The organism is Sphingopyxis sp. OPL5, from assembly GCF_003797775.2.
Taxonomy (GTDB): domain Bacteria; phylum Pseudomonadota; class Alphaproteobacteria; order Sphingomonadales; family Sphingomonadaceae; genus Sphingopyxis.
This window is the reverse complement of record NZ_CP060725.1, coordinates 3,269,989-3,293,293: the sequence shown is the minus strand read 5'-3', so window position 1 is coordinate 3,293,293 and position 23,305 is coordinate 3,269,989. Positions and strand designations below refer to the sequence as shown.

Annotated in this window: 20 protein-coding genes; 6 read left to right on the top strand and 14 right to left on the bottom strand. The window is 65.9% G+C overall.

Annotation, left to right across the window (positions count from 1 at the left end):
• Positions 1-137: 137 nt before the first annotated feature.
• The 7 genes from EEB18_RS15905 to EEB18_RS15875 all read right to left on the bottom strand — a co-directional run bounded on the left by EEB18_RS15905 (position 138) and on the right by EEB18_RS15875 (position 6,706).
• Positions 138-1,337, bottom strand: coding sequence for an LptF/LptG family permease (locus EEB18_RS15905; RefSeq protein ID WP_187141781.1), 1,200 nt, complete (start codon positions 1,335-1,337; stop codon positions 138-140).
• Positions 1,337-2,509, bottom strand: coding sequence for a glycosyltransferase (locus EEB18_RS15900; RefSeq protein ID WP_187141780.1), 1,173 nt, complete (start codon positions 2,507-2,509; stop codon positions 1,337-1,339). The genes EEB18_RS15905 and EEB18_RS15900 overlap by 1 nt, the downstream gene beginning before the upstream one ends.
• Positions 2,506-3,027 carry a DUF2141 domain-containing protein gene (locus EEB18_RS15895; RefSeq protein ID WP_262407957.1) on the bottom strand — a complete coding sequence of 174 codons (522 nt, stop codon included), beginning with the start codon at positions 3,025-3,027 and terminating at the stop codon, positions 2,506-2,508. The genes EEB18_RS15900 and EEB18_RS15895 overlap by 4 nt, the downstream gene beginning before the upstream one ends.
• Positions 3,024-3,944: a hypothetical protein gene (locus EEB18_RS15890; protein WP_056346432.1), complete on the bottom strand. Its 921-nt coding sequence runs from the start codon at positions 3,942-3,944 to the stop codon at positions 3,024-3,026. Before EEB18_RS15890 ends, EEB18_RS15895 begins: the two co-directional genes overlap by 4 nt.
• A 67-nt stretch (positions 3,945-4,011) precedes the next feature.
• Positions 4,012-4,764: a DUF2334 domain-containing protein gene (locus tag EEB18_RS15885; protein WP_187141779.1), complete on the bottom strand. Its 753-nt coding sequence runs from the start codon at positions 4,762-4,764 to the stop codon at positions 4,012-4,014.
• Positions 4,761-5,867, bottom strand: a complete 1,107-nt coding sequence (locus tag EEB18_RS15880; RefSeq protein ID WP_187141778.1) for a glycosyltransferase — start codon at positions 5,865-5,867, stop codon at positions 4,761-4,763. The genes EEB18_RS15885 and EEB18_RS15880 overlap by 4 nt, the downstream gene beginning before the upstream one ends.
• Before the next feature lie 2 nt (positions 5,868-5,869).
• Entirely contained in the window at positions 5,870-6,706 is an 837-nt protein-coding gene (locus tag EEB18_RS15875; RefSeq protein WP_187669014.1) for a hypothetical protein, read from the bottom strand.
• 77 nt (positions 6,707-6,783) lie between these two features.
• Between EEB18_RS15875 and EEB18_RS15870 the strand changes: the two genes are divergently transcribed.
• Positions 6,784-7,866 carry an endonuclease/exonuclease/phosphatase family protein gene (locus tag EEB18_RS15870; protein WP_187141776.1) on the top strand — a complete coding sequence of 361 codons (1,083 nt, stop codon included), beginning with the start codon at positions 6,784-6,786 and terminating at the stop codon, positions 7,864-7,866.
• A gap of 13 nt (positions 7,867-7,879) precedes the next feature.
• Here the strand turns inward: EEB18_RS15870 and EEB18_RS15865 are convergent, their stop codons facing one another.
• The 6 genes from EEB18_RS15865 to EEB18_RS15840 form a co-directional block, all read right to left on the bottom strand.
• Entirely contained in the window at positions 7,880-10,921 is a 3,042-nt protein-coding gene (locus EEB18_RS15865) for an efflux RND transporter permease subunit (protein WP_187141775.1), read from the bottom strand.
• Entirely contained in the window at positions 10,918-11,961 is a 1,044-nt protein-coding gene (locus tag EEB18_RS15860; RefSeq protein ID WP_187141774.1) for an efflux RND transporter periplasmic adaptor subunit, read from the bottom strand. Before EEB18_RS15860 ends, EEB18_RS15865 begins: the two co-directional genes overlap by 4 nt.
• A complete protein-coding gene (locus tag EEB18_RS15855; RefSeq protein ID WP_187141773.1) occupies positions 11,958-13,319 on the bottom strand; it encodes a TolC family protein in 1,362 nt (453 codons plus the stop codon). The genes EEB18_RS15860 and EEB18_RS15855 overlap by 4 nt, the downstream gene beginning before the upstream one ends.
• Positions 13,320-13,483: 164 nt before the next feature.
• The gene (locus EEB18_RS15850) at positions 13,484-13,696 is read right to left on the bottom strand and encodes an EamA family transporter (protein ID WP_056346422.1); all 213 of its coding nucleotides are present in this window, start codon (positions 13,694-13,696) and stop codon (positions 13,484-13,486) included.
• Between the two features lie 303 nt (positions 13,697-13,999).
• Entirely contained in the window at positions 14,000-15,790 is a 1,791-nt protein-coding gene (locus EEB18_RS15845; RefSeq protein WP_187141772.1) for an adenylate/guanylate cyclase domain-containing protein, read from the bottom strand.
• Between the two features lie 730 nt (positions 15,791-16,520).
• Entirely contained in the window at positions 16,521-16,823 is a 303-nt protein-coding gene (locus EEB18_RS15840) for a hypothetical protein (RefSeq protein WP_187141771.1), read from the bottom strand.
• Positions 16,824-17,091: 268 nt separating this feature from the next.
• Here EEB18_RS15840 and EEB18_RS15835 point away from each other — a divergent pair, with 268 nt between their 5' ends.
• The 5 genes from EEB18_RS15835 to EEB18_RS15815 are packed head-to-tail and all read left to right on the top strand — an operon-like array spanning position 17,092 to position 22,960.
• A complete protein-coding gene (locus EEB18_RS15835) occupies positions 17,092-17,805 on the top strand; it encodes an AcvB/VirJ family lysyl-phosphatidylglycerol hydrolase (RefSeq protein ID WP_187140859.1) in 714 nt (237 codons plus the stop codon).
• Between the two features lies 1 nt (position 17,806).
• Positions 17,807-18,202, top strand: a complete 396-nt coding sequence (locus EEB18_RS15830; protein ID WP_187140860.1) for a DUF2147 domain-containing protein — start codon at positions 17,807-17,809, stop codon at positions 18,200-18,202.
• Between the two features lie 17 nt (positions 18,203-18,219).
• Positions 18,220-20,829, top strand: a complete 2,610-nt coding sequence (gene mprF, locus EEB18_RS15825) for a bifunctional lysylphosphatidylglycerol flippase/synthetase MprF (protein ID WP_187140953.1) — start codon at positions 18,220-18,222, stop codon at positions 20,827-20,829.
• A gap of 59 nt (positions 20,830-20,888) precedes the next feature.
• Positions 20,889-21,575 carry a response regulator transcription factor gene (locus EEB18_RS15820; RefSeq protein ID WP_187140861.1) on the top strand — a complete coding sequence of 229 codons (687 nt, stop codon included), beginning with the start codon at positions 20,889-20,891 and terminating at the stop codon, positions 21,573-21,575.
• Positions 21,576-21,580: 5 nt separating this feature from the next.
• Complete coding sequence (locus tag EEB18_RS15815; RefSeq protein WP_187140862.1) at positions 21,581-22,960, top strand: sensor histidine kinase; 1,380 nt, start codon at positions 21,581-21,583, stop codon at positions 22,958-22,960.
• On the opposite strand, the gene EEB18_RS15810 is transcribed toward EEB18_RS15815, so the two are convergent.
• Positions 22,957-23,289, bottom strand: coding sequence for a hypothetical protein (locus EEB18_RS15810; protein WP_262407955.1), 333 nt, complete (start codon positions 23,287-23,289; stop codon positions 22,957-22,959). The genes EEB18_RS15815 and EEB18_RS15810 overlap by 4 nt on opposite strands.
• Positions 23,290-23,305: the final 16 nt, after the last annotated feature.

The following is a 23,305-nucleotide window of genomic DNA, read 5'->3' as shown; positions in this document are numbered from 1 at the left end:
GTTGCGTGTCGCGAAGCGCAGCAGGTTCCACCAGGCGGGCGCACATGGCAGCCAATGGAAGGCGTTCACATCGCGCGAGCCGTCATCGGGCCGAGCCGACGAACATGGCAGAGGACGGTCCTGCGGGTCCGCCTCCGTCATCGGCCTGTCGTCAATAGCGGCCTCCGGTCGCTAGGGAGCCGCATCATCAAGCGGTCGAGCCGGAACCAGTGCGACAGATGGCGCGCGGGTTGGCTCGCCGACACCAGCATCGCCTCGATGGCCCCGGGCCCGCGATTGGTCTGGGCGCGGAGCATCGCGAGGGCAAGACAGGCAAAGCCGAGCAGGACCGCGACTTGATAAAGGGGCGCGAGCGCGTGAGCGCCATCCTCGATCGCGACGATCGTCTGGACGAAGCCGACGATCAGCAGGATGCCGAGGCCCAGCCCAAGCGCCGACGTCGATCGCTTGGGCGGAACGCCGAGGGCAAAACCGAAGAGCGGGACAAGAGCGATAAAGGCGGCGGTCACAAAGCGATTGCCGAGCGCCGCGCGTGCCGCCGCGCGTTCGGAGCCCGTCCGGGCGTCAAATGCGGCGCGCCACAGATCACCGGACATGAGCCGGTCGTTCCGATGGCGCGGCGTCACATGGACGGGCTTGGCGGCCATCAACGCTATGGGCATCGCCATCGCTTGAAAAGACGTGGCTTCGAGACGGCCGCTAGGACGCGTCGCGACCACATGGCCATCGAACAGGCGCAGCAAGACGCCCTCGTGTCCGCCGTTGATCACCCGCCCTTCGCGCGCGGCAACCGTCAGGCTGCGGCTCTGCACAAGAAGCCCGCGAAAAACGCCCGTGGCCCGGTCGACGGCATCGACATGAAACATCGTCCCAGGCCTAGGACCCAGAAACTCGCCCGGGGCGATGGAAAGGCCGAGATTGCCGAGCGCGATCGACGTGCCAAGCGCATCGAGCCGCTGCTCGCCGGCCGGTTCTATATAAGCGCGAAGGCCGGCATGAAGCAGCGCTACCGCCAGCCCGAACATCAATGGCACGCGCAGCAAGCGGCCGGGAGAGAGACCGATCGACGCAAATATGTCGAGCTCGCCCTGAAGAGCGAAGCCGCGAAAAACGACCGCGACCGATACGAACACGGCAATCAGCAGGCCGATCCCGAGATATTCGGGGATGAGATAGAGCATCAACTTGATCAGCACGGCCACGGGTTGCTCGACATTGCCGAGCAGGGTCATCAGCCGGCGGCTGTTCTCGAGTGTCAGCAGCAGGACGATGATCACGCTGACCGCGAGAAAGGGTCGTGCGAGCCGCCGCGCGATATAGCGATCGATTGCGGACATCAGGCGGCCCGGCGGAGCGACGCCAACGAACGGTAACGGCCGAACAGCGCGCCGAAATGATCGTCGATGAGGGGGATGTCCGCGGCGCGCCGGGCGGCGGCCGCCGCAAGCGCCGCCGGATCGCGCGCAAGGAGCCGGCCAATCGCACGCGCCGCCGCGCCCGCATCGCCCGCTTCGTAGAGTTCGCCATTGTCGCCGCGGACAAAGTCCGAAGCGCCGCCTTCGTCGGGGACGATCAACGGCAGACCCGATGCCGCGGCCTCCGCCGCGACAAGGCCGAAGGTTTCGGCTTCGCAGCCGTGGATCATCGCGTCGGCGCTGGCCATTACGCGCGCCAGCAACGCACGATCGGCGACCGGCGCCAGGAGATGGACGTGCGGATTGTCCCCGATCTGGCGGACAAGCCGCGCACGATCGCGACCGTCGCCGACGAGAACCAGTCCGATCGGACGATGCTGCGACGCCGCGAGGCAGGCATCGATCACCAGCGGCCAGCGCTTTTCGCCGCTGTGGCGGCCGACCCCGATCAACAGGGTCGCGCTTTCGGGCAGCGCGCAGCGCGCGAGCAGATCGCGCCTGAGGCCGGGATCGCGGTGTATCGGCGAGAAGATATCCGGATCGACCCCCATCGGAATCGTCTCCACGCCGGCCACGCCCCCAGCCTGCAATCGCGCCGAAAGATGACGGTTGGCACTGACGACGCAGTCGAACCGTGCGCCGAGCCGCCGCAAATGGCGCCAGAAGAGGTCGAAGCCCTTGTCGATCGTCTCGCGGCTGCCGAAACGACCGAACCAGCGATAGGCATAGGCCGCCAGCGGATCGGCATGCATGATCAGGGCTCTGGGCGCGTCGCCCTGCCAGTCGGCGACGATATTGGCGGTCCGCCAGGGCGATGACGCCTCGACCATATCGGGGCGCTCGGCATCGAGCCGGGCATGGACGGCGCCCGCGTCTTCGAAATAGCGATAGCGCCGGTCGACGAGCAGCTGCGGGCTCGCAACATAGACGATTGTACCGCCTCCTGCCCGCCGCTCGACATGGTCGTGCGAGCCGGGCGCGATGACCACGATCTCATGCCCCATCGCCGCGCCGATCGCGAGCTTGCGGTCGATATAGGTTTTTACCCCGCCGCCGTGCAGCGTGTAAAAGGCGCAGACGTCGACGATCTTCATTTGCGCTCCAGTGGCTTATATTTCAGCCCGCTCAGATAATTCATGACGACCTCGGTACGTGTCGGCCCCGCGCCCACCGCGACCGACGCGGCCAATGCCTTGGGTTTCGACCAGCCGAGCTTCGGATTGCCGCCGAACCCGAGCCCGTCGGACAATTTGTCCCATTTGAGATTGCGGTTGCGGTCGTGGAGGACCGACAGGCTGTAGCGCCCCGGCCCCGGGACGCGGAGGCAGAGCGTGACCGGACCCGATGCCGGCAGGTTCTGATCGACCCGGCGAAAGGTCTTTTGCGCGTTGATCAGGACCGCGTCGTCGGCGAGGAAATCGCTGTCGTTAGCCGGATAGAGTTCGGCGCGTATGAGGCCCTTGCGATCCTTGAGCCCGGTCACCGAAACGAGCACCGCGGGCGCTGTTTCATGTGTCCGGCAAGCGGCCTCGGCCTTGCCGAGCGATGGGTCGGGTTTGACGGGCGCCGCAGCGACGAGCAGCAGCGCCACGGGTGCAATCGCCGCCTTCACGACCGATGCGCCGTCGCAAGCTCGGCCAAGGTCAGAATCGCACCGAGAACAATATGCACGAGCAGGATCAACCCGGCGATCATCGCTATCAGCGGCCCGATCGCACCATCATGGCCGATCAGGAAGAGCGCAACGCTGGCGAAGACAAGATCCTTGTTCGGCACGAATGGCAGGCGCGTCACGAGCAGTTGCAGTGTGGCGAGGATGAGCAGCCAGCCCATGGACACGGCCGGCAGTGCGCTGTGCCACATCACACCCGACAGCAAGGTGGTCAGCATCAGCCGTCCTATGTGCACGCCGAAGATCATGCGCAGTTCCGGGCGCGACAGCGAGAAGATGCGGTGCCTGAAAGCGAGCAGCGCCAGTGAGAGACCGATGATGACCGCTGCGGACAGCGCCACGGTTCTGCCGTGGAACTCGGGAGCGACCTGTCCAACAACCGGCCAGGCAAGCGCAAGCATCACGAGCGTCACGAGATTGCCGGCGACCGCCGACAGGATGCTGACATCCTTGATCGCACCGAAAGGCGCCGCCGCCATCTTTGCATGGCGCCGCGCCCAGCCGTAGAAATAGGCCTCGCCGCTATAGCCGAACAATATCTCGTTGCTGACAAGCTTGCGCAGCAGCGCCGCGAAACCGGCGCGCGGAATGTTCCACAGGCGCCGGAATATCAGCCATTCGGAGGCCGGAAGCGCGAGATAATAAGCGGCAAAGGCTATCCAGAAGACCGGCGACGCGGGGACACCCCGCACGAGTCCGGCCAAGCCGATACTCGAAAGCTTCGAACCGAGCGCGGCAAGGAGCGCGAGCGACAGGCCGAGAGAAAGATATTTTTGCCAGGGATGTTGCTCTTGGAGGAGAGGGCGAAGGCGCTCTGCCCATCTATTTGGCGTTGCACCCAATGCTTGAGAAGCCATCGATCACCTTTTGGCAGCGGTAACTGAGGGACTGACGCCGAGCCCCCGGCAAATCCGCACCAGCGATTCAGGAAAATCGGCCGGACGCCAGATCGGCGTAGGTGGCCGGCTGGTGCGAACGCGCAAAAGTACCGAGCGCGCGCGCAATTTCGCGCATCAGCCGAGGCGAATCGACGTCGTGCGGATGGACGGCAAGGCGCACCGTCGATGCGCGCGCAAGCAGCACGGTCGCGAGGCGCGACCACAGGATCGAGCTCGCGATGCGCATGCGCGACCGGCTGGCGTAAGTCACGACCGGCCCCCGCGCGAATACTTCCGAATTCTGGGGATTCCAGACGCGAAAATGATCCTCGATCGTGCGGATATTCTGCGCCGCGAGCGCAGCAAGACTATCCTCTCCGTAGAGCCACGCAGGCGCGACGAAGCCGGCGATCGGCCGGCCGATCGACTGCTCGATCATGTCGCGGCCTTCCACTATTCGCGTCTCGGCCTCGTGCGTCGAGAGGCCGAGAAATTCACCCTCCCCCGCCGTCATGCGCGAAGCTTTCCACCGCGCCGCGACACCTGCGTGGCGACTCTCGTCGACATGGGTGAAGCCATGCAGGAATATTTCGCAGCCCGCGTCGGCCCAGCCGCGCAGGCGGCGGGCGAACTGCGGATGTCCCGTCAGCAGCCCCTGCCGATGAAAATCGGGAACGACGAGGAGAGCGTAGCGTCCCGGACCCACGATCGCTTCGACGATGGGAACGAGTCGATCGAGCCGCTCGGCGTGAACCGGAGTGACATCATGGATCGAAGCAAGAAGGCGGCGCGCGGTCACAGGACCAACCGGTCGAAGAGCGCGAGATAGTCGGCCGCCGAAGCACCGAGCTTGTGGCGATCGGTGACCTTGCGCGCGGCATTTGGTGAGGGCGGCGATCGGCGAAGCTGCGCGACGATAGCTGCCGCGATGGCTTCGGGCTGACGCTGGCGGACGATGGCGCCCAGTTCGGGTGACGGGAAGATTTCGGGCAAAGCGAGCGAACAATCGGTCGTCACGATCGGGACCCCCGCTGCGATCGCTTCGACGAGGACTGCGGGATAGCCTTCATAATGCGAGCTCATCAGATAGAGGTCGGCGCGCGCAAGATAGGGCGCGATATCGGGAACATGGCCCGGCATCTCGACCCGCGCCGCGACGCCCAGTCTTTCGGCTTCGCGTTCGAGCCGGCCGCGCAGCGGCCCTTCGCCAAGGATCAGCAACCGTGCCTTCAGCGCCGGAGGGAGTTCGGCGAAGGCACGGATGGCGGTGATCAGGTCCTTCTGCGGGGCGAGGCGCGCCGCGCAGAGAATGAGCGGTGCCGGCTCGAGGCCGGCGCGGCTATGCGCCGCGGCGATATCATCCTCGAGGATGGGTTCGGCGATTTCGGTAACGGCGTGGCCCGGGAACACCGACCGGGCTTCCGCGAACAGCGACGGCGACATCGCGACCAGCATATCGGTCGGCGCGGCGGCGAGCCGGATCGCCGCATCGGCGAGTCCGCGCATGAGGCGTCGAAGCCCGCCACGGCGGATCGGGTTGCTGAGCTTGCTCACGAAGATCGGCCGTTTGGCGAAGCGTTGGCGCGCCAGGAAGGCGAGAATGATGAGGTGGAAATTACCCGGCGAAAAGACGATATCGGGTGCCTCGGCCCGCACGATCCGCGCCATGCGCCACCCGAGCTGTACGCGCGACCAGGGGCTGCGCCATGTTTCGGGCGAGCAGGTCTTGACCGCGACGCCGGGGCCGACGAGCGCGCGTGCCGCGCCCATCTGCGTTCCGCAAATGATCGTCACCCGCCGGCCCCGTTCCGCCCAGCGATTGGCGAGGCGAATGGCGATCCGTTCGCTGCCTCCGGTCGAGAAATCATGGAGGATGATCGCGATATGCCCGGCATGGGTCATGGTCAGAATTTCTTCCTCAGGAATATCTGGACGCGTGCGTCCCGGTGCCCGATGTCGCGGTCCTGCTGGTCGCGAAAATCGATGCCGACCGACAAGCGGTCGGGTTCACCCGTGGGGTAAAGGCTGGCCGTCAGTCCCCAGCCGCGAACCGCGCGCGGCGCGCCGCCGGCAAGATCGGCGAAGCGCTCGGCTGCCGTCCGCGGTTTCGCCGGGCCGGTGTCGAACAGGGTACCAGCCAGATCGAGGCGATCATCGCGGGTCCAGTGAAGGACGGCGGCGCGCTCGTCGGTCCGATAATAGCGGTGCGGGCCGACGATGAACGCCGGGCGGCGGCGTTCGGCGGCATAGGTGCCGGCAAGCGTCAGCGTGTCGCGATCCGAGATATCCCGGGACACGTCGGCACCGATCGCCATCATCGCGAAGCGCTGATATTCGAAACTTTGCGCCGCCGTTCTCGCGGATTCCGACCGTCCGCGCATGGCGGCCAGGTGGAAGGATCCGCCTTCCCATTCGCGGCCGACCGCGTGACTTTTGACGATCCCGAGGACGGCCACGCCGCCGCTCGTCGTCATCGCCTCGGACGTGCTTGTTGCCAAATCTTCGGCCGGCAGGATCGCAAGCGGCGCCCGCGCCCCCGAGCGCGCGGGATTGGGAAGCGCCACATGGGTGACGGCAATATTTGGCGCTGCCTCCCACGCCATCAAGGAGCCGGGAAACAGCAGGGCGCTCATCGCAGCGGCACCAGTCGCCAAAACCCTCATGACATATCCCCCGGGTTCGCAGGGCGCCTGCCAGCCAGGCGCTCGAGGGATCAGACGCCATCGACCTCGCTTTTCCACACCTCCCCCGACGAAGTGCGGATCGGGGAGCCCCGCGGCGTCAATCAGCCGATCTCGAACCGACAGGAGCAGTGCGAGTGAGCAAGAAGATGGCCGGTACGGGCGTGCTGATGGCGATGATGCCGATGCTATTGGGCAGCGTCGCGCTGCCGGCCGTTTCCAAGCCGGAACCGCAGGCGCCGATGAAGGCGCCGCCGGCCGGCCTCTCGATTATGGCCTATAATGTCAAAGGCCTGCCCTGGCCGCTGGCCGCCGACCGAAGCGCCGACTTCGCGCGTATCGAAGCCCGGCTTCTCGCCATGCGAGCGCAGGACGCGCAGCCGCACGTCATCATCCTGCAGGAAGCGTTCACCGAGCCCGCCAAAGCGATCGCGCGGCATAGCGGCTATCGCTTTGTTGTCGAGGGACCTTCTCGCGATCTCACAAGCCCGGTCAAGCCGCAGGAGAGCGACAGAGATTTCATCGAAGGCGCGAGCTTTTTCAAGGGCGAGCGGTCGGGCAAGCAGGTCTCGTCAGGACTGATCCTCGCGTCGGACTATCCGATCCTCTCGGTGCGCCGCGAGGCCTTTCCCGCCTTTGCCTGTGCAGGTTATGACTGCCTCGCCAACAAGGGCATATTGATGGTGACGATCGCCGTCCCCGGAAGCACGACCCCGGTGACCGTGGTCACCACCCATATGAACAGCAAGAAGGCGTCCGGCGTCAGTCCGGCACGCTCGCTTTATGCCTATCGGCGGCAGGTCGAGGTGATCGACCATTTTCTGGCGCGATACCGCGACCCCGATCTGCCGGTCATCCTGGCGGGTGATTTCAACGCCAGTTCGGCCGAACGACGAACTTACCTCGCCGCCCACAGCGCGGCGAACTGGACCACGAAACGCCGGCTTCCGATCGACAACGCGCTCCAGCATTGCCTCAAATCGGATGCACCTTGCGGGCGAACGATCCCAACCATCGCGGCGACGGTGTTTCAGAAGGGTCGTGACTGGCAGTTCTTTTCGCCGGGCTATGACGCCTCGATCCAGGCGATCGCGATGGCGGTGCCGTTCGGCCGCGAGCGCGACGGCACGATGCTCTCCGATCATGTCGGCTATGGCGTGACCTATCGCCTTACCCGCGCGCTCGCGCTCCACTCGCCGAGGCGCCGCTCGATCGTCTGACCGGACGCCGGCCTCAGGCGGCGGGCCTCGGCTCGCGCCGCGTGAGCGCGAGCAGCATCGCGGGAAGAAAGAACAGGACCAGCGGCACCGCGGCAATCAAGCCGAAGATGATCGCGGTCGCCAGCGGCTGCTGAAGGCCGGCGCCCCGGCTGAGGCCGAGCGCGAGCGGCGCGAGGGTCAGCACCGCGATCAGCGCGGACATCAGAATGGGGCGCAGCCTCTTCCGGCCGGCCTCGAGCAGCACCGCCGACGTCATCGGCTTGTCGCGGTCGATCTCGGCGAGAAAGAAGATGACGAGTTCGGCGACCATGCCGACGACCATGGTGAGCCCCATCAGCGCCGAGATATTGAGCTCGATCCCCATGATCCACAGCCCGATCATCACCGCCGCCGCGGTCAGCAGCACCGTCGCGATCGCCGCGACCGTCCAGCCGGCGCGCTCGAACAACAGGGTGATGAGCAAGGCGCTGAGCAGCAACGCGGCGCCGAAAACCAGCGAGAGATCGGCGAAGCTCTTCTGCTGCTCGGCATAGAGTCCGCCATAGTCGACGCGGACCGAGGCGGGCAGCTTGAGCTGGCCGACCGCGCTCTTGATCTCCGCCATCGCCGAACCGAGATCGCGTCCCTCGAGCCGCGCGGTCACGGCGATATAGGGCGCCAGATTTTCGCGCGTCAGCTGCTTTTGTCCGCTCTGCACCGACACGGTCGCGACCGCGGCAAGCCGGACGCCGCTCCCGTCGGGCGCAACGAGCGGCAGGTTTTCGATCCGCGCGACATCGCTGCGCAAATCCTGCGGCGCGCGCACGCGCACGTCGATGAGCTGGGCGCCGATGCGGACCTGTGTCGCCGGGGTGCCGCCGACCGCGGTCTCGAGCTGCGAGGCGATGCTGTCGGGGTCGAGGCCATATTGGGCCGCGGCGCCGGGATCGACCGATATGCTGATCGCATCGCCAGCGACGCGCAGGCCATCGACGACCTCGACGACGCCCGATATCTTGCCGATGCGCTCGCCGATCGCCTTCGCCGCCGCTTCGAGCGCCGCTGTGTCGTCGCCGAACAATTTGACCTCGATCGGTTGCGGGACGGCGGTCAGGTCGCCGATCAGATCCTCCATGAGCTGGATCAGCTCGACCTCGAGCCCCGGCACGTCGGCGGCGATCTTCTCGCGCATGTCGGTCATCACCGCTTCGATATCGCGCCGCGAGCCGCCCTTGAGGCGAATGAAATAATCGCCCTCGTCGGCCTCGGTGAGACCGCCGCCAAGCTGGACGCCGGTGCGCCGCGAGTAGCTCGCGACCTCGGGCGTCGCGCTGATGATCGTCTCGACGCGTTGCAGCAGCGCGTCGGTATCTTCGAGCGACGCGCCCGACTGCGCCTTATAATCGAGGACGAACCCGCCCTCGTCCATCTTGGGCATGAACCCCGACGGCACGCTCCGCCAGGCCATATAGCCGCTGACCGCAAGCAGCGCCGCGACGAGCGCCGCGAACAGGACCGGCCGTCCAAAGGCACGCGTGCTCGCGCGCCCATAACGGTCGAGCAGCGGATCGAGGACCTTGTTGGCACGATCGGCGGACTCGGCATCCTTCTCGCGGAGCCAATGGGCCGCGACGAGCGGGATGACGAAGCGGGCGAAGAGCAGGGAGATGACTAGCGCTGCCACCATTGTGATCGCCAGCGCCTTGAAAAATCCGCCGGTCACGCCGCTGATAAAGGCAAGTGGCAGGAAGACGACGATCGTCGCCGTCGTCGAGCCGAGCAGCGGCATGCCCATTTCGGCCGCGGCGGCCAGCAGCGGTCCCGGGTCGCTCAGCCGCTGCTCCTGCATGCGCCGCATCATATGCTCGAGCATGACGACCGCATCGTCGACCACGAGCCCGACCGCCGCCGCCATACCGCCGAGCGTCATCATGTTGAAGCTCATGCCGAAGGCGAAAAGCAGCAGGCAGGTGGCGGCGAGCACCGCGGGCAGCATCAGCCCGGTGATGACCATCAATCGCCCCGACCGCAGGAAGACGAAGAGCACGATCCCCGCCAGCAACGCGCCCATCAGGATCGCATCACGCACGGCGTTCGCCGCGCCGACGACGAGCTCGGACTGGTCGTAGAAGGTGGTGACCTTGACCGACGGCGGCAGATGCAGCTCGGCGAGCCGCGCGTCGACCGCTTTTACGATCGCCACGGTGTCGCCCTTCAGCGCCTGGCGAACGTTGACGAGAACCGCCTGCTTGCCGTCGGACGTCACGCGACTGAACGCCGGAGCGGTCGAAGGCGAGATCGCCGCGATCTGGCCGAGCGTTACCACCCCTGCCCCGCCCGCCGCCGCCTTGATCGGGACCGCGCCCAGATCGTCCGCATTGGCGACGCGGTTCTCGATCAGCACCAGATAGAGACGGTGCCGGTCCTCGATCTTGCCGAGACCGCGGACCATATTGGCCTTGCCGAGCGCAGTGACGACATCGGTGAGGCTGATGCCGAGCGATTGCAGCCGCGCCGGATCGACATCGACCGCGAACTCACGGGGGCTGCTCCCCAATATGTCGACGCCGGCGACACCCTCGACCGAGGTCAATGCGGGCAATATCTTGAGATCTGCGATCGTACGAAGCGCCTCGGGGCTGAGGCTGTCCGAGGTCAAGGCAAAGCCGGTGACGGGAAAGATCGTCGGATCGGAGCGCCGCACGTTGAAGCTCGTGCCGGCCGGCAAGGTCGGAAGCAAGGTCGCGAGCGCGCCCTGCGTCGACTGGGCGGCGGCGACCATATCGTCGCCCCACTGGAAATTGAGCGCGACCTCGGCGCTGCCGCGGCTCGTGACCGAACGGACATTGGTCACCCCCGGCACCGCGCGCAGCCCGATCTCGATCGGCCGCGTGATTTCGGCTTCCATCTGCGCGGCGTCGCGGTCGCCGGCATCGACCGACACGACGACCCGTGGATAATCGATGTTGGGAAACAGTCCGACCGGCACGCGCGTCGCCGATACCACGCCCGCGAGCGCAAGCAGGATCACCGCGAGCCAGATCGACCGCGCATGTTTGCTGATGATGTCGGTCACTTTTTCGCGCCCTGAATGCGGGTCTTCATCCCGTCCTCAAGCGCGGTTACGCCAACCGTGGCGACGCGTTCGCCGGCCTTCAGCCCCGACGTGACGCTGATCCGGTCGCCGGTGCGCGGCCCGACGGCAATATCGCGCCGCTTGGCGATCGTGTTCGCGATGACGAAGACGAAAGGCTGGCCGCCGTCGTCGAGCAGCGCGGCATAGGGAATGGTGATGCCGCCGGCGATATTGGCAAGCAGCACCCGCCCAGTCAGGCTTTCGCCCGCGCCGACCCCGCGCTCATTCGGTATCTGGACATAGACCGACGCCAGCTTCGTCACCGGATCGACGACGCTGTCGACCGACAGTACGGGGACGTTGAAGGCCAGCTTGCTGCCGGCCGCGGTAACCTCGACATAGCTCCCCTTGGGAATGCGCCGCGCGATCGCCGGATCGACCCCGAAGCGCGCGCGCAAATCCCCTTCCTTGACCAGCGATACGATCGTCGCCCCGGCCGCGACAAGCTCGCCCGCGCTGGCCCCGATGACTTCCACGGTGCCGCTGGCGGGCGCGCGAAGTACGAGCGCTCCGTTACGGGTGGCGAGGCTGGCGCGCGCGGCATCAGCGGCCTGTTTCGCGGCGCGCGCCGTTTCGACCTCGGCATCGCTCACCAGCCCGTCGGCGCGAAGTCGCCGCGCCCGCGCGTGCGCGAGATCGGCGGCGTTGGCATTCGCCGACGCGGTGGCGAGATCGAGGCGCGCCGTTGGACTGGGCCTCAGCCGCACCAATATCTGGCCGCGCGCCACGCGGCTACCGACCGGCGTGTCGACCGCCTGCACGATCGCTTCCATCGGGGCGGACAGCGTATATTTGCCCGCACCATTGGCCTCTGCCGCGCCGTAGAGCGTGATCTTCTCATCGATATCGCCGGTGGTGACGGCCGCGACGTCGATCGTCGCGACCGGAACGGCGGTCGCGGCAGAGTCGGTCGAGGATTGGCAACCGCCCAGCAGACAGGCGAAGGCGAGCGGCAGAACGAGGGATGTCCGGCTGATCATAGGGTCCAGGATTCCTGCGGGGCGCCGACGAGCAGTTCGAGCGCAATGGTTTGTTCGGCGATCGCCTGTTCGGACTGGAGAAGCAGCAATTGCCGGTCACGAAGGCTCTGCTCGGCAACTTCCGCGGTCGCCAGCGCGAGGTCGCCGCGCTGCGCGGCGCGGCGGCTCGCTTTCGCAAAGTTTTCGATAGCGGGCATGCCAGCGCGCAGGATCTCATATTGCTGGCGCGCGATCGCGAGGCCCGACACCGCGGCGGCGATATCGGCGCGGGTCTGGAACAGGCGTGCATCATATTCCTGATGGAGCGCTTCGCGCGTGGCCTCGGCGACCGCGATACCGCCGCGATTGCGGTTCCATAGCGGAAGCGTGAAGCCGATCGACGGGCCAAGCAATTTGTTGCCGCCGGTATCGCGCGCGCCGCTGATCGTGAGATCCAGATTCGGGAACTGGTCGAGGATCGCGCGGCGGACAGCGGCTTCCTGCGCATCATAGCCGGCACGCAGCGCGTCGAGATCGCTACGCCCCGCAAGCGCCATCGCGAAGAGGCGATTCGCGTCGGGCACCGTCGCGGGCATAGGCGTCGGAGCCAGCCGCAGCGCATAGTCCGGCGGCAAGCCAAGCAGACGGTGAAGCTCGGAGCGTGCGGTTGCGAGATTGGTCTGGGCACTGCGAAAATTGCTCTGGGCGTCAAGCGCGGCGATGCGCGACGACTGGACCTGGTCGGGCGAAATGTCGCCGCGGCCCGCCGCCTTCAGATAGCGGCCGAGAAGCGCTTCGCTCGCGTCGGCGCTGGTCGCAGTATTGGCGAGCGCCTGTTCGAGCGCGAGGACGCGCACCGCCTGCAGCCGCGCGTTGCAGGCGGTCTGCCATTCGGCCCAAGCGAGATCGAGCCGCACCTGCCGCGCCTCGGCGACGGCCTGCGCGCGCTGCACCTTTTGCGTGCGGAGTGCATTAAGGCTGAACCCCAGCGTGCCCGCGATATTGTCGAGCGGGTCCGGCCCCGAAAGAATATGGTCGACGCCGAAGCTGAAGGTCGGGTCGGGCAGCAGTCCCGCGGCGAAAACCTGCGCGTCACCAACTCCGGCACGCGCGCGCTGCGCCTTGAGATCGGGATTGGCGATCACCGCGAGGATCGCGATGCCATTGGGGTCGAGCGGCGCCGAAAGGTCGAGCGCGACTGGCTTCAGATAGGGCCGGTCGATCGTCGCAGCGTCGCGCGACAGGATATCGGTTAGCGGGGCCTGAAGCGACGGCGCAGCAACGGGATCGACGAGAAGCGGCTTTGGCTCGTAGTGAGCGCACGCTGCCAGCGGGAAGAGCAGCAACGCTGTAGAGAAGGTGCAGAACCGCGTGGTCATTCTCGAACGATAGCCCTTTCGCGTCCGGACGCACGCCATTAACACCTCGACATTATTCACAATATTGGAATCGCGCGGAATCGACATTGGGCTGTTGACGCCGCTGCGGAACAGAATCCACACCTCAGGACGAAAAATCGGTCGACGCGCCGGCGCGGCCACGCTCAAGCCGGCCGGAATGCGAGCGGCAAGGTGGCGGGCGACTGAAAGCCGCCGGTCACAAGCAATGGCGCGGCGATGAAGATCGCGATCACGAGCGTGCGGATGAACGTGGCATAATTGGGGTCGATCTTCTCGACCCCGAGTTTGGCAAAAACGGCCGTGAGCGCGGCGAAGCAAGCCGAAAGCAGGGCCCAGGGAAGCCAGTTGTTCAGCATGGCACCGCCATTGCGCGACAATGAGCGCGGTGAACCCGCCGTGCAAGCTTTCAGGCAGTCGCAAATTTCGTCATGCGTCACCCGCAGCGACTTTGGCCGTTTTCAGCCTGTCCGTTTTTCGACGGCAAGCGGGGGAATGGCTGCCGCTGGGTCCGCGCAGGGAACGGCTTGGGCTTGGGCCAGCGCGCTCACTCGGCTATGACCGAACAGGTTCGGCGATGGGCACGGGGCAGCGGTGATGGGGGAGTGAGACGCGGGCGCTTACCGGCCTTCGTCGGCCATCCTCGGCAGGTTGTCGGCACGTTACTTCCCGACACTCTGCCACACGCCGCCCCAATCGGCGGCCGGTGGAGCCGTGCGAAAGGCTCTGACCCGATCCGCGAAAACCTGCGCCGGCCCGTCGCCGGGTGCGATTTCCAGACACCGGGCAAAGGCGCTCCCGGCTCGGTCCCAGTCACCCGCCCGGTAGTCGGCGAGACCATTTTCGAACGTCTCGCGCAAATCGAGCATCGCGTCGCCGACCTCGCCGACCTCGCCCAGCAACTCATAGACCCGCACCGCTTCGCTTTTGCCCACTGCCGCCAACAGGTCGATCTCGCGCGTTTCGATCCGGTGCGAAACCTGCCGCACCGTCGCTTCGTCGGCGAGGATCATCGTGCCATAGGCCTTGTTCGCTCCTTCCAACCGCGACGCGATGTTCACCGTGTCGCCCATGATGGTGAAGTTGCGCGATGCGGTCGATCCGATCGATCCGACGACGACGTCGCCCGACGCGAGCCCGATCCGGACCGCGATCCGCGGAGCGCCGCGGCGCAGCCCCATCAACTCGGGCAGTTCCAGCTCGAGCCGATCGATTTGCGCACGCTGTTCCAGCGCGGCCCGAACGGCCGAGAGCGCTGGGTCGTCGGGGGTGAACGGAGGCCCCCAATAGGCCATGATCGCATCGCCGATATATTTGTCGATCACCCCGCGATGAAGCTGGATCGGCTCGGCCGCCAGCGAGAGATACCGGTTGATCAGCTTGACCAAGGCCGTCGGGGTCAGGGTTTCGGAAATCGCGCTAAAGCCCTGAAGGTCCGAGAAGAACACCGTCATCTCGCGCTTCTCGCCCGCTTCCAGTTCGGCGCGGCGCTCACCCAGCAGGCGGTCGACGACGCGAGGATCGAGGTAGCTGGAAAATGTATCCTTCATCGCGGCCTTGGTCCTCAGCTCGCCGACCATCGACGAAAAGGCATGGGCCAACTGGCCGATCTCGTCGCGCGACTGGGATTTCAGCGAGACGTCGAGATTGCCGCGACCGACTTCTTCGGCGCCGTCGATCAAGCTTTGCACCGGGACCATCATCCGGCGGGTGATCATCAGCGACAGGATGATGCCGATCAGGAACGCGAGGACCGCCAGCAACAGGCTTTCGACCGATATGATGAAGCTGCGATGTTCCATCGCCGCCAGACGTTGCTCATGCGCCCGGGCCAGCGCGTCGGATTCGGTTCCCATGCGTTCGAGCGACGCAAGCACGCGCTTTTCATCGCCGGTCGCGGCGGCCTCGCGTTCGATATTGCCGTTCAGCATCGCGGGCGCGGCGGGGTCGATATAGGCGCCGACGCTGCGCCGATAGGCGGCATGGTCGCGCTGTACCGACTCGCTTTCCAACTGCAGCCGGCCGAGGATGATTGCCACCTCGACGGGAATTTCGGTGCCCTGATATCGCCGGATCGCCTTTTGCAGCATGGTCAGTCGGCGATCGACATCGTCATTGAGTTCTTCGAACCGCGCCAGTTCCGCGGCGTGGCGCGCCGGATCGCGAAGCTGCGGGCCGCCGTAACGGAGCGCCCTTTCGGTCGCGAGTTCCTCGTTCGCGGTTTCCTGTTCGATCGCCGCGATTTCCCGGCGGAGCGGTTCAAGGACCTGTTCGAGCAATATCGTCTCGCGGTTGACGCGCGCCGCCTGCATGAACGACCACAGCGCCGCCACCAGCATGATCGACAACAATACCACGGACAAGCCGACGAACTTGCGCCCGATCGTCCAGCGACCAAGCCTCATGGGCGCATCGTCGGCCGGACCGACTCGTTCCTCGGCTGTCATGTCCATCGCGTTCCCCTCGCGCGGCGGGACTATCGCAGGCGGGTTAATCTTTTGAGGCTAAATGTCCGCGTCGGTGCCGATCGTCGGCGTTTGGATGGTCCTGTTTCGGGTGCTAACGCCCCCTCATCGGGTCGCTTATGCTTGAACGTCCTTCGTCTTATCAAAGCCGATCAAGATGCGATTTGGACTATTGCGCCTGTCCATCGCTTACTGGGTGCGCCGATTGTGGTCGCCGGGCGTTCGGACGATCTACGCGCCACGGGAATCCACCTTCGTCTTGGTAACGAAGATGCTGGCTCCATCGGGCAATGCGGCGCTCGGCTGAAGAATGCTCACGATGACTTCGAAAGTCCCACCATTCCAATATTTGCGTATATTCGAGGCTGCACGGCTCCTCGGCCGGCCACCGAGGACGATGGAGAAGCACCGTCTCGATGAAACCGGCCCGCAGTACGAAAACTCAAGACCAGCCTGTATCTCAAGCGCACAGCTAAGGGAGATAACGGCCCGGCATGCCGATCGCTGCAAACTCCTTCATTCGGACTGCCAATTTTGATGCGGCACGTTCGGGATCGCGGCTGACGGGTCCGCGTTGCTGCGACGTCATCGACCAAATCGTCTTTGACCAAGATACCGCGATCCGCGGTTCGTTCCGGACATGCCGAACCGACCAGTTCCGGGGGATTTCGGGAACTGGTCGGACAGCGGGCCGGCTCAAGCTGGCGAGTGCCGGGGTTCAGCCCTTGCAGGCCTGCTTGTTCTTGTTGCCCGCGAGGCGGCAGTCATAGGTGACCTTCTTGCCGTTGCTCAGCGTCGCCTTGGCGAGATGGGTATTCTGCCGGGTCGACGCGGTCCGCTTGGGCGCCGCAACCTTGGTGACCTTGGCGGCTTTGGGCGCCACGGTCTGTTTCGCCAGGGTGTGCGTCGCTGCCGGTTTGGCGGTGGTCGTCGAAGCGGACGGTGCCGATGCGAAGACCGGAGCGGCGATCATCATCGTCGACGCAAGGCCGAAGCCGATGAGGGTACGAAAGCGTGCCATATTCTTCTCTCCATAGAAATCCGCATGAGTGCGGACGGAACGATCCGGGGTGTCCAGGCGGGACCGGGGCCAGAGGGAGTCAGGGGGGGGGGATGGTCCCGCCTTGGACACCCTCTTTCTAGGCCGGCCGATCCAACCGGGGCATGGCCGCGACATGACAATATCGTAATCCTCGCGCCAGCTTCCGGACGAACCCGCGCGCCTATTGTCGCCCCATCAACCGACGGGAGCCAAGCGCGATGACCATTCCGATTGCGAAGGACCTCCCATGAAAAAATGGCTTTTTGCTTTGTTCCTCACCTTCGCCATCGCGTCGGCGGCCTATCTCCATGCCGGCTATTATAACGGTCCGCTGTTCCACGACATGCCGGCCGCCGATACCGGCCCCGCCAAACCCGCGATCGTCATGCTCTCGGGCGACATGGGCAACCGGGTCGGGATGACGCCCAGGATTGCGGTGCGGCTGGGCGCGCGCGGCTATGCGATCGTCACCGTCAACTCGCTGACCTATTTCTCGCCGCGCCGGACGCCCGAGGAAACCGCCGAACTGATCAAGACGGCGATGGTCCGGGCGATGAAGCTGGGAAAGACCGATCATGTCGTGCTGATCGGCCAGTCCTTTGGCGCCGATATGCTCCACGCCGGCCTCGCGCGATTCTCCGCGGCCGCGCGCCAACCGATCCGGTCGGTGGTGCTGATCGTGCCCGGCGAGGACATCATCTTCCGCGCCTCGCCGATCGAACTCGCCGGCCTCGAAACCCCCGATCAGCGCGCCTATCCGACCGCATCGCGGCTCCGCTGGGTGCCCGTGACCTGCATTCACGGCGCCGACGAAGCGGGCAGCCTGTGCCCCGAACTTCAGTTGCCGAACGTCCGTCGCATCACCCTGCCCGGCGGGCACAAGCTTAATTCGGACGCCCGCGCGCTCGAAGCGGCGATCCTGCCCGCGATCCGGGGTGCACAGTCAGCAAGGAGCATATGACATGAGAGTTTTGGCCATGGCGCTGCTTCTGGCGCTATCTGGCGGCGCCCACGCCGCAACCACCGCGACACCGTTCGGCCTGTGGCAGAATCCCAAGGGGACGCTGCTGGTGCGGACGCACAGCTGCGGCCCGCTGCTCTGCGGCAATATCGTCTGGGCCGGTCCAAAGGCGATCGCCGACGCGCGCGAGGCCGGGGTGACGTCGCTGGTCGGCACCGAATTGCTCAGCGACTATCGCGCAAACGGTCGCGGCCGCTGGACCGGACAGGTCTACGTCCCCGATCAGGGACGTCGCTTTTATTCGACGATCGAATTAGAAAGCGCAAACAGCTTGCGGATATCCGGCTGTATTCTCGGCGGACTGATCTGCAAGCATCAGGAGTGGACGCGGCGGTGACCGCATTCGAGAATGGCATGGTGTGGGTCCGGCACAACAAGCGGATCCTGTCGATCGGTGCCGCGCTGCTCGTCGCGGCGCTCGGCCTCGCCGCGCTGTTCCGGCTGCTCCATTCGGTCCGGCCGCACGAGGTCCGCCATGCCTTCGATGCCTTGTCGGCGGGTCAGATCGGTGCAGCATTGCTGCTGACGGTCGCGAGCTATCTGATGCTGACGCTCTACGACCGGTTCGCGCTGCGGGTCATCGATCGGACATTGCCCTGGCGAACCTATGCGCTCGCGTCGTTCACCAGCTATACGCTCAGCCACAATCTGGGGCTGGCGCTCCTCACCGGAGGGTCGGCGCGCTACCGCGTCTATCGCGCGGCGGGGCTGAGCGGGGGCGAGATCGGCAGCGTGATCGCGCTGGCCAGCCTCAGCTTCTGGAACGGTGTGATCCTGCTGGCCGGGCTCGCCGCCGTGACAAGCACGCATATCCTGCCCTTCTTCGATTGGGGGCTGTCGCTCCACTGGCTGCATCTCGCCGGGCTGGTCGTGCTGACCCTCTGCCTCATCCCGTTGCTGCTGCGCCATTTCGGGTTGAAGGTCGTCGACATCGGCGGCTGGCGCACCCCGCTGCCGAACCTAACGCGCAGCGCGGGGATGACCGCGGTCGCCGCGCTCGACCTCGCCGCCGCCAGTGCGGCGCTCTACATCCTGCTCCCTGCCCCTGACCCCGCCGCCTATCCCGCCTTTTTCCTGGGCTATGCGCTCGCGATCATCGCCGCGCTGATCAGCCATGTGCCCGGCGGGCTGGGGGTGTTCGAGGCGGTGGTGATCGCGACAGTACCCGGCGACAAGGCCCAGTTGCTCGCCGCCCTGCTCGCCTACCGCATTCTCTATTATCTGCTGCCCTTGCTGGTCGCGGCGCTGCTGCTCGCCTGGCACGAAAGCAAGGCCTGGCGGCCGCCGGCAAGGGAGATTGCGCAGGCGGGCCAGTCGCTGCTCCGCGAACTCGCGCCGCCGCTGCTGGCCGCGCTGGTGTTCGCGGGCGGGCTGATCCTGCTGCTGTCGGGTGCAACCCCTGCCGAGGTCAGCCGCATGCACGACCTCAAGCCTATCCTGCCGCTGCCCTTTGTCGAGGCGTCGCATATCGCCGCCAGCCTCTCCGGGACCCTGCTGCTCTTTCTCGCACCGGGGCTGCTCCGCCGTCTCGACGGCGCCTTTGTCGCGACCCGCGCGCTGCTGCTCGCCGCCATCGTCTTTTCGCTCGCCAAGGGCTTCGATTATGAAGAAGCACTGATCCTGTCGGCGATCTGCGCCGCGCTCCAATGGAGCCGGCCCGCCTTCTACCGCACGACATCGTTGCTCGATGCACCGCTGTCGAGCGGCTGGATCGTTGCCGCGATGACCGCCGTCATGGCCTCCGCTTTCGCCGGCTTTTTTGCCTATAAGCATGTCGCCTACACCAGCAGCCTGTGGTGGCAGTTCAGCCTGAACGGCGATGCGCCGCGCTTTTTGCGCACGCTGTTCGGTGTCGCGGTGCTGGTCTCCGGTCTCGCGCTGTGGAGGCTGCTCGCGCCATCGTCGCGGGCGATGGGCGACACGACGATCGGCTTCGACCGGCTCCAACCCGCGCTGGCCGTCGCCGATCATAGCGACGCCTTCCTCGCCTTCACCGGCGACAAAAATTTCCTGCTCGCCGAAGAGGGCGACGCCTTCCTGATGTACCGGGTGCAGGACGCGAACTGGATCGTGATGGGCGACCCCGTCGGGCGCGAGGAGCGCTGGGCCGACCTGCTGTGGAAACTGCGCGAACGCGCCGACGCCGCGCAGGGCCGCATCCTGCTCTATCAGATCAGCGCCGCGTGCCTGCCGCCCGCGATCGATCTGGGTCTGTCGATCGTCAAATATGGCGAGGAGGCGCGGGTCGACCTCGCCGCCTTTTCGCTGGCCGGTCCGCAGGCCAAATCGCTGCGCCATTCGGAGCGTCGCGCGATCCAGGAAGGCGCCACCTTCGCCATCATCCCGGCGGCCGAAGTTCCACAACATCTGACCGAACTCAAAGCCGTGTCGGACGATTGGCTCGATGCGAAAAAACAGCGCGAAAAGGCGTTCAGCCTCGGCAGCTTCGACCCCGCCTATCTGACGCACTTCCCCTGCGCCGTGGTGCGTGTCGGCGGGCGCATCGTCGCTTTTGCCAACATCCTCGCGACCCCGAACCGAGCGGAAATGTCGGTCGATCTGATGCGCCATGCGCGCGACGTTCCTTATGGCGCGATGGATTATCTTTTCGTTCGCCTGATCCAATATGCGCAGGCGGAGGGCTATCGATGGTTCACGCTGGGAATCGCGCCATTGTCGGGAATCGACGGGCGCAAGCTGGCGCCGGCGTGGGCGCGCGGCGCCGCTTTCCTGTTCCGGCACGGCGAGATGCTTTATGGCTTCGAGGGGCTGCGAAGCTACAAGGCCAAGTTCGCGACACATTGGGAACCACGCTATATCGCCGGATCGCGCGGCATGGCGTTCGCCCGCGGTATGACCGCGGTGCATCACATCGTCTCGCGCCCCGCCCGCACGAAGGAGGAACGCGCGGCCGCCAGGCCAGCAGCGCGCGACCCCGCCCCTGTGGCTTCATCTTCGCCATGACGATGCAAGCGCGTATAGACGCCTGTCGGACACACCGCTCCGGGTTGGAAAGTTTCGCGATGTCGCAAAAGATATTGGTGATCGAGGACGATAGGACGACGGCGGATTTCATCTGCAAAAGCCTGATCGAACAAGGCTTTCTGGTCGACCATGCCAGCGACGGGCGCGACGGCCTGTTCCATGCGACCGACGGCAGCTACGACGCGATCGTCCTCGACCGCATGTTGCCCGGCATGGACGGCATGGCGGTGCTGGCCGCGATGCGCGCCGCGCACATCGCCACCCCCGTCATCATTCTCTCGTCGCTCGGCGCGGTCGATGCGCGGGTCGAAGGGCTGACGTCGGGTGCAAGTGATTATCTCACCAAGCCGTTCGCCTTTTCGGAACTGCTCGCCCGGTTGCAGTTGCTGATGGCCAGACCATCGGGCGCGACGACCGCCGAAACGATTCTCGCGTGCCAGGACCTGGAGATGAACCTGCTCAATCGCCGCGTCACCCGTGCCGGCAAGCGCGTCGACCTGCAACCGCGCGAGTTCCGGCTGCTCGAATATCTGCTGCGTCACAAGGATCAGGTCGTGACCCGGACGATGATGCTCGAGGGCGTCTGGGAATATCATTTCGACCCCGGCACCAATGTCGTCGACGTGCATGTCAGCCGCCTGCGCCGCAAGGTCGACGATGGGTTCGACAAGCCGCTCGTCCACACCATTCGCGGCGCCGGCTATATGCTCGGCGATCCGGACTAGACCCTATGCGTTGGGGCAACAGCACGATCGTCCGCCTGACGCTGATGCTCGTGCTCGCGCAGGTCGCGGCGCTGGCGCTGGGGCTGACCGTCATCCACCGATTCACCTCGGCGACGATCCTGTCCGACGCGCGCACCGCCGCCGAAGTCGCGCGCGACGACCTGATCGACGATTATCGCCAGCTCGGCCTGCCCGGCCTGATCGAGGCGATCGATTACCGGTTGAAGGCGCGCGACGATCGCAATTTCATTGTCCTGCTGAAAGCGCCGGACGGCAAGCGCCTGGCGGGCAATCTGCGCGAATGGCCGGCGACCGTCGCCGACACCGCGCACTGGCGACAAAGGTCGCTCACCCGCGAAGGCGCCACCGCGGCCGAACCGATGGGCGTGGTCACCGCGCGCCTGCCCGGCGGTTATGCCCTGCTGACCGGCGAGACATTGGAAGCGCAGCGCCAACTGGCCGAGGCCAGCGAGACGGCCTTTTTCTATGCGCTCGCCGTCGGGCTCTTGATCGCTGCGCTGATGGCCGCGCTCGTGGCGTGGATATTGGCGCGCCGGATCGATGTCTTCTCACGCGCGGCCAACGCGTTTGTCGGCGGCAAGCTCGACACCCGCGTCGAACGCGACGAAACCGGCGACGCCTTCGACCGGCTGGCGCTGTCGATCAACGCGATGTTCGGCCGCATCGCGGGGCTGGTGCGCGAACTGCGCATGGTGACCGATTCGATGGCGCATGATTTGCGCTCGCCGGTGTCGCGGATGAAGGCGCGCCTCGAACAGGCGCTCGGGCGGACAAAAGACACCGAGGCGCAAGCCGCGATTGCCGGCGCGATCGAGGAAGCCGACAGCCTCCACCGCCTGCTCGACACCGCGCTCGAGATCAGCCGCGCCGAGGCCGGTATCGGCCGCGACCAGTTCACGCGCTTTGCCCTGCGTCCGATGCTCGAGGACATGGCGGAGGTCTATGGCCCGCTGGCCGAGGATCGCGGCTTTGCGATGGTCGTCGATGCGCCCACCGAACTCGACATATTCGCCCACCGCGAATTGCTGGTGCGCGCGCTGTCGAACCTTGTCGACAATGCGCTCAAATATGCGGCCGGTGGATCGGCGATCCGGATCGGCGCGCACCCGATGGACGGCAACGCCGTCGACCTGACGGTGGGCGACGATGGTCCGGGCCTGACCGAAGACCAGATGACCGAAGCCGCGCAGCGCTTTGTCCGCCTCGACCCGGCGCGCGGCGGCACTGGCGCGGGGCTTGGCTTGTCGCTCGTCGAAACCATCGCGCACCTGCACGGCGGCACGATGCGACTCGAATCCCATTCTCCGCACGGGCTGCTGGTGCGGCTGGCCTTGCCGATCGCCGCCGACCGTCACCCCTCCTAGATATGGACGGCATAGGTGATGACGAAGCAGGCGACCGTCATCAACAGCATGGCGGCGATGAAGCTGGCATCGGCGAGTTGCTCGAGCCGGTGCAGCCGCCGCGACGAATTCAGCCGCAGGGCGAAATAGGATGACAGCATCGCGGTGAGGAACAGCAGCGCGTCGATCGCCAGCAGGTCGTCGGCAGCCGTCGTGCGCCGGGCGACGCTGATGCTGACCTGCAAGATCCCGATCCCGGTCAGGCACACCCCGACCATCGCCGCCGCGATCGGGCAGATCAGCCGACAGGTGCGCTCGTCGAGCTCGGCGCTGGAAACGGGCAAGGCCATGTCATCCTCCGCAGGA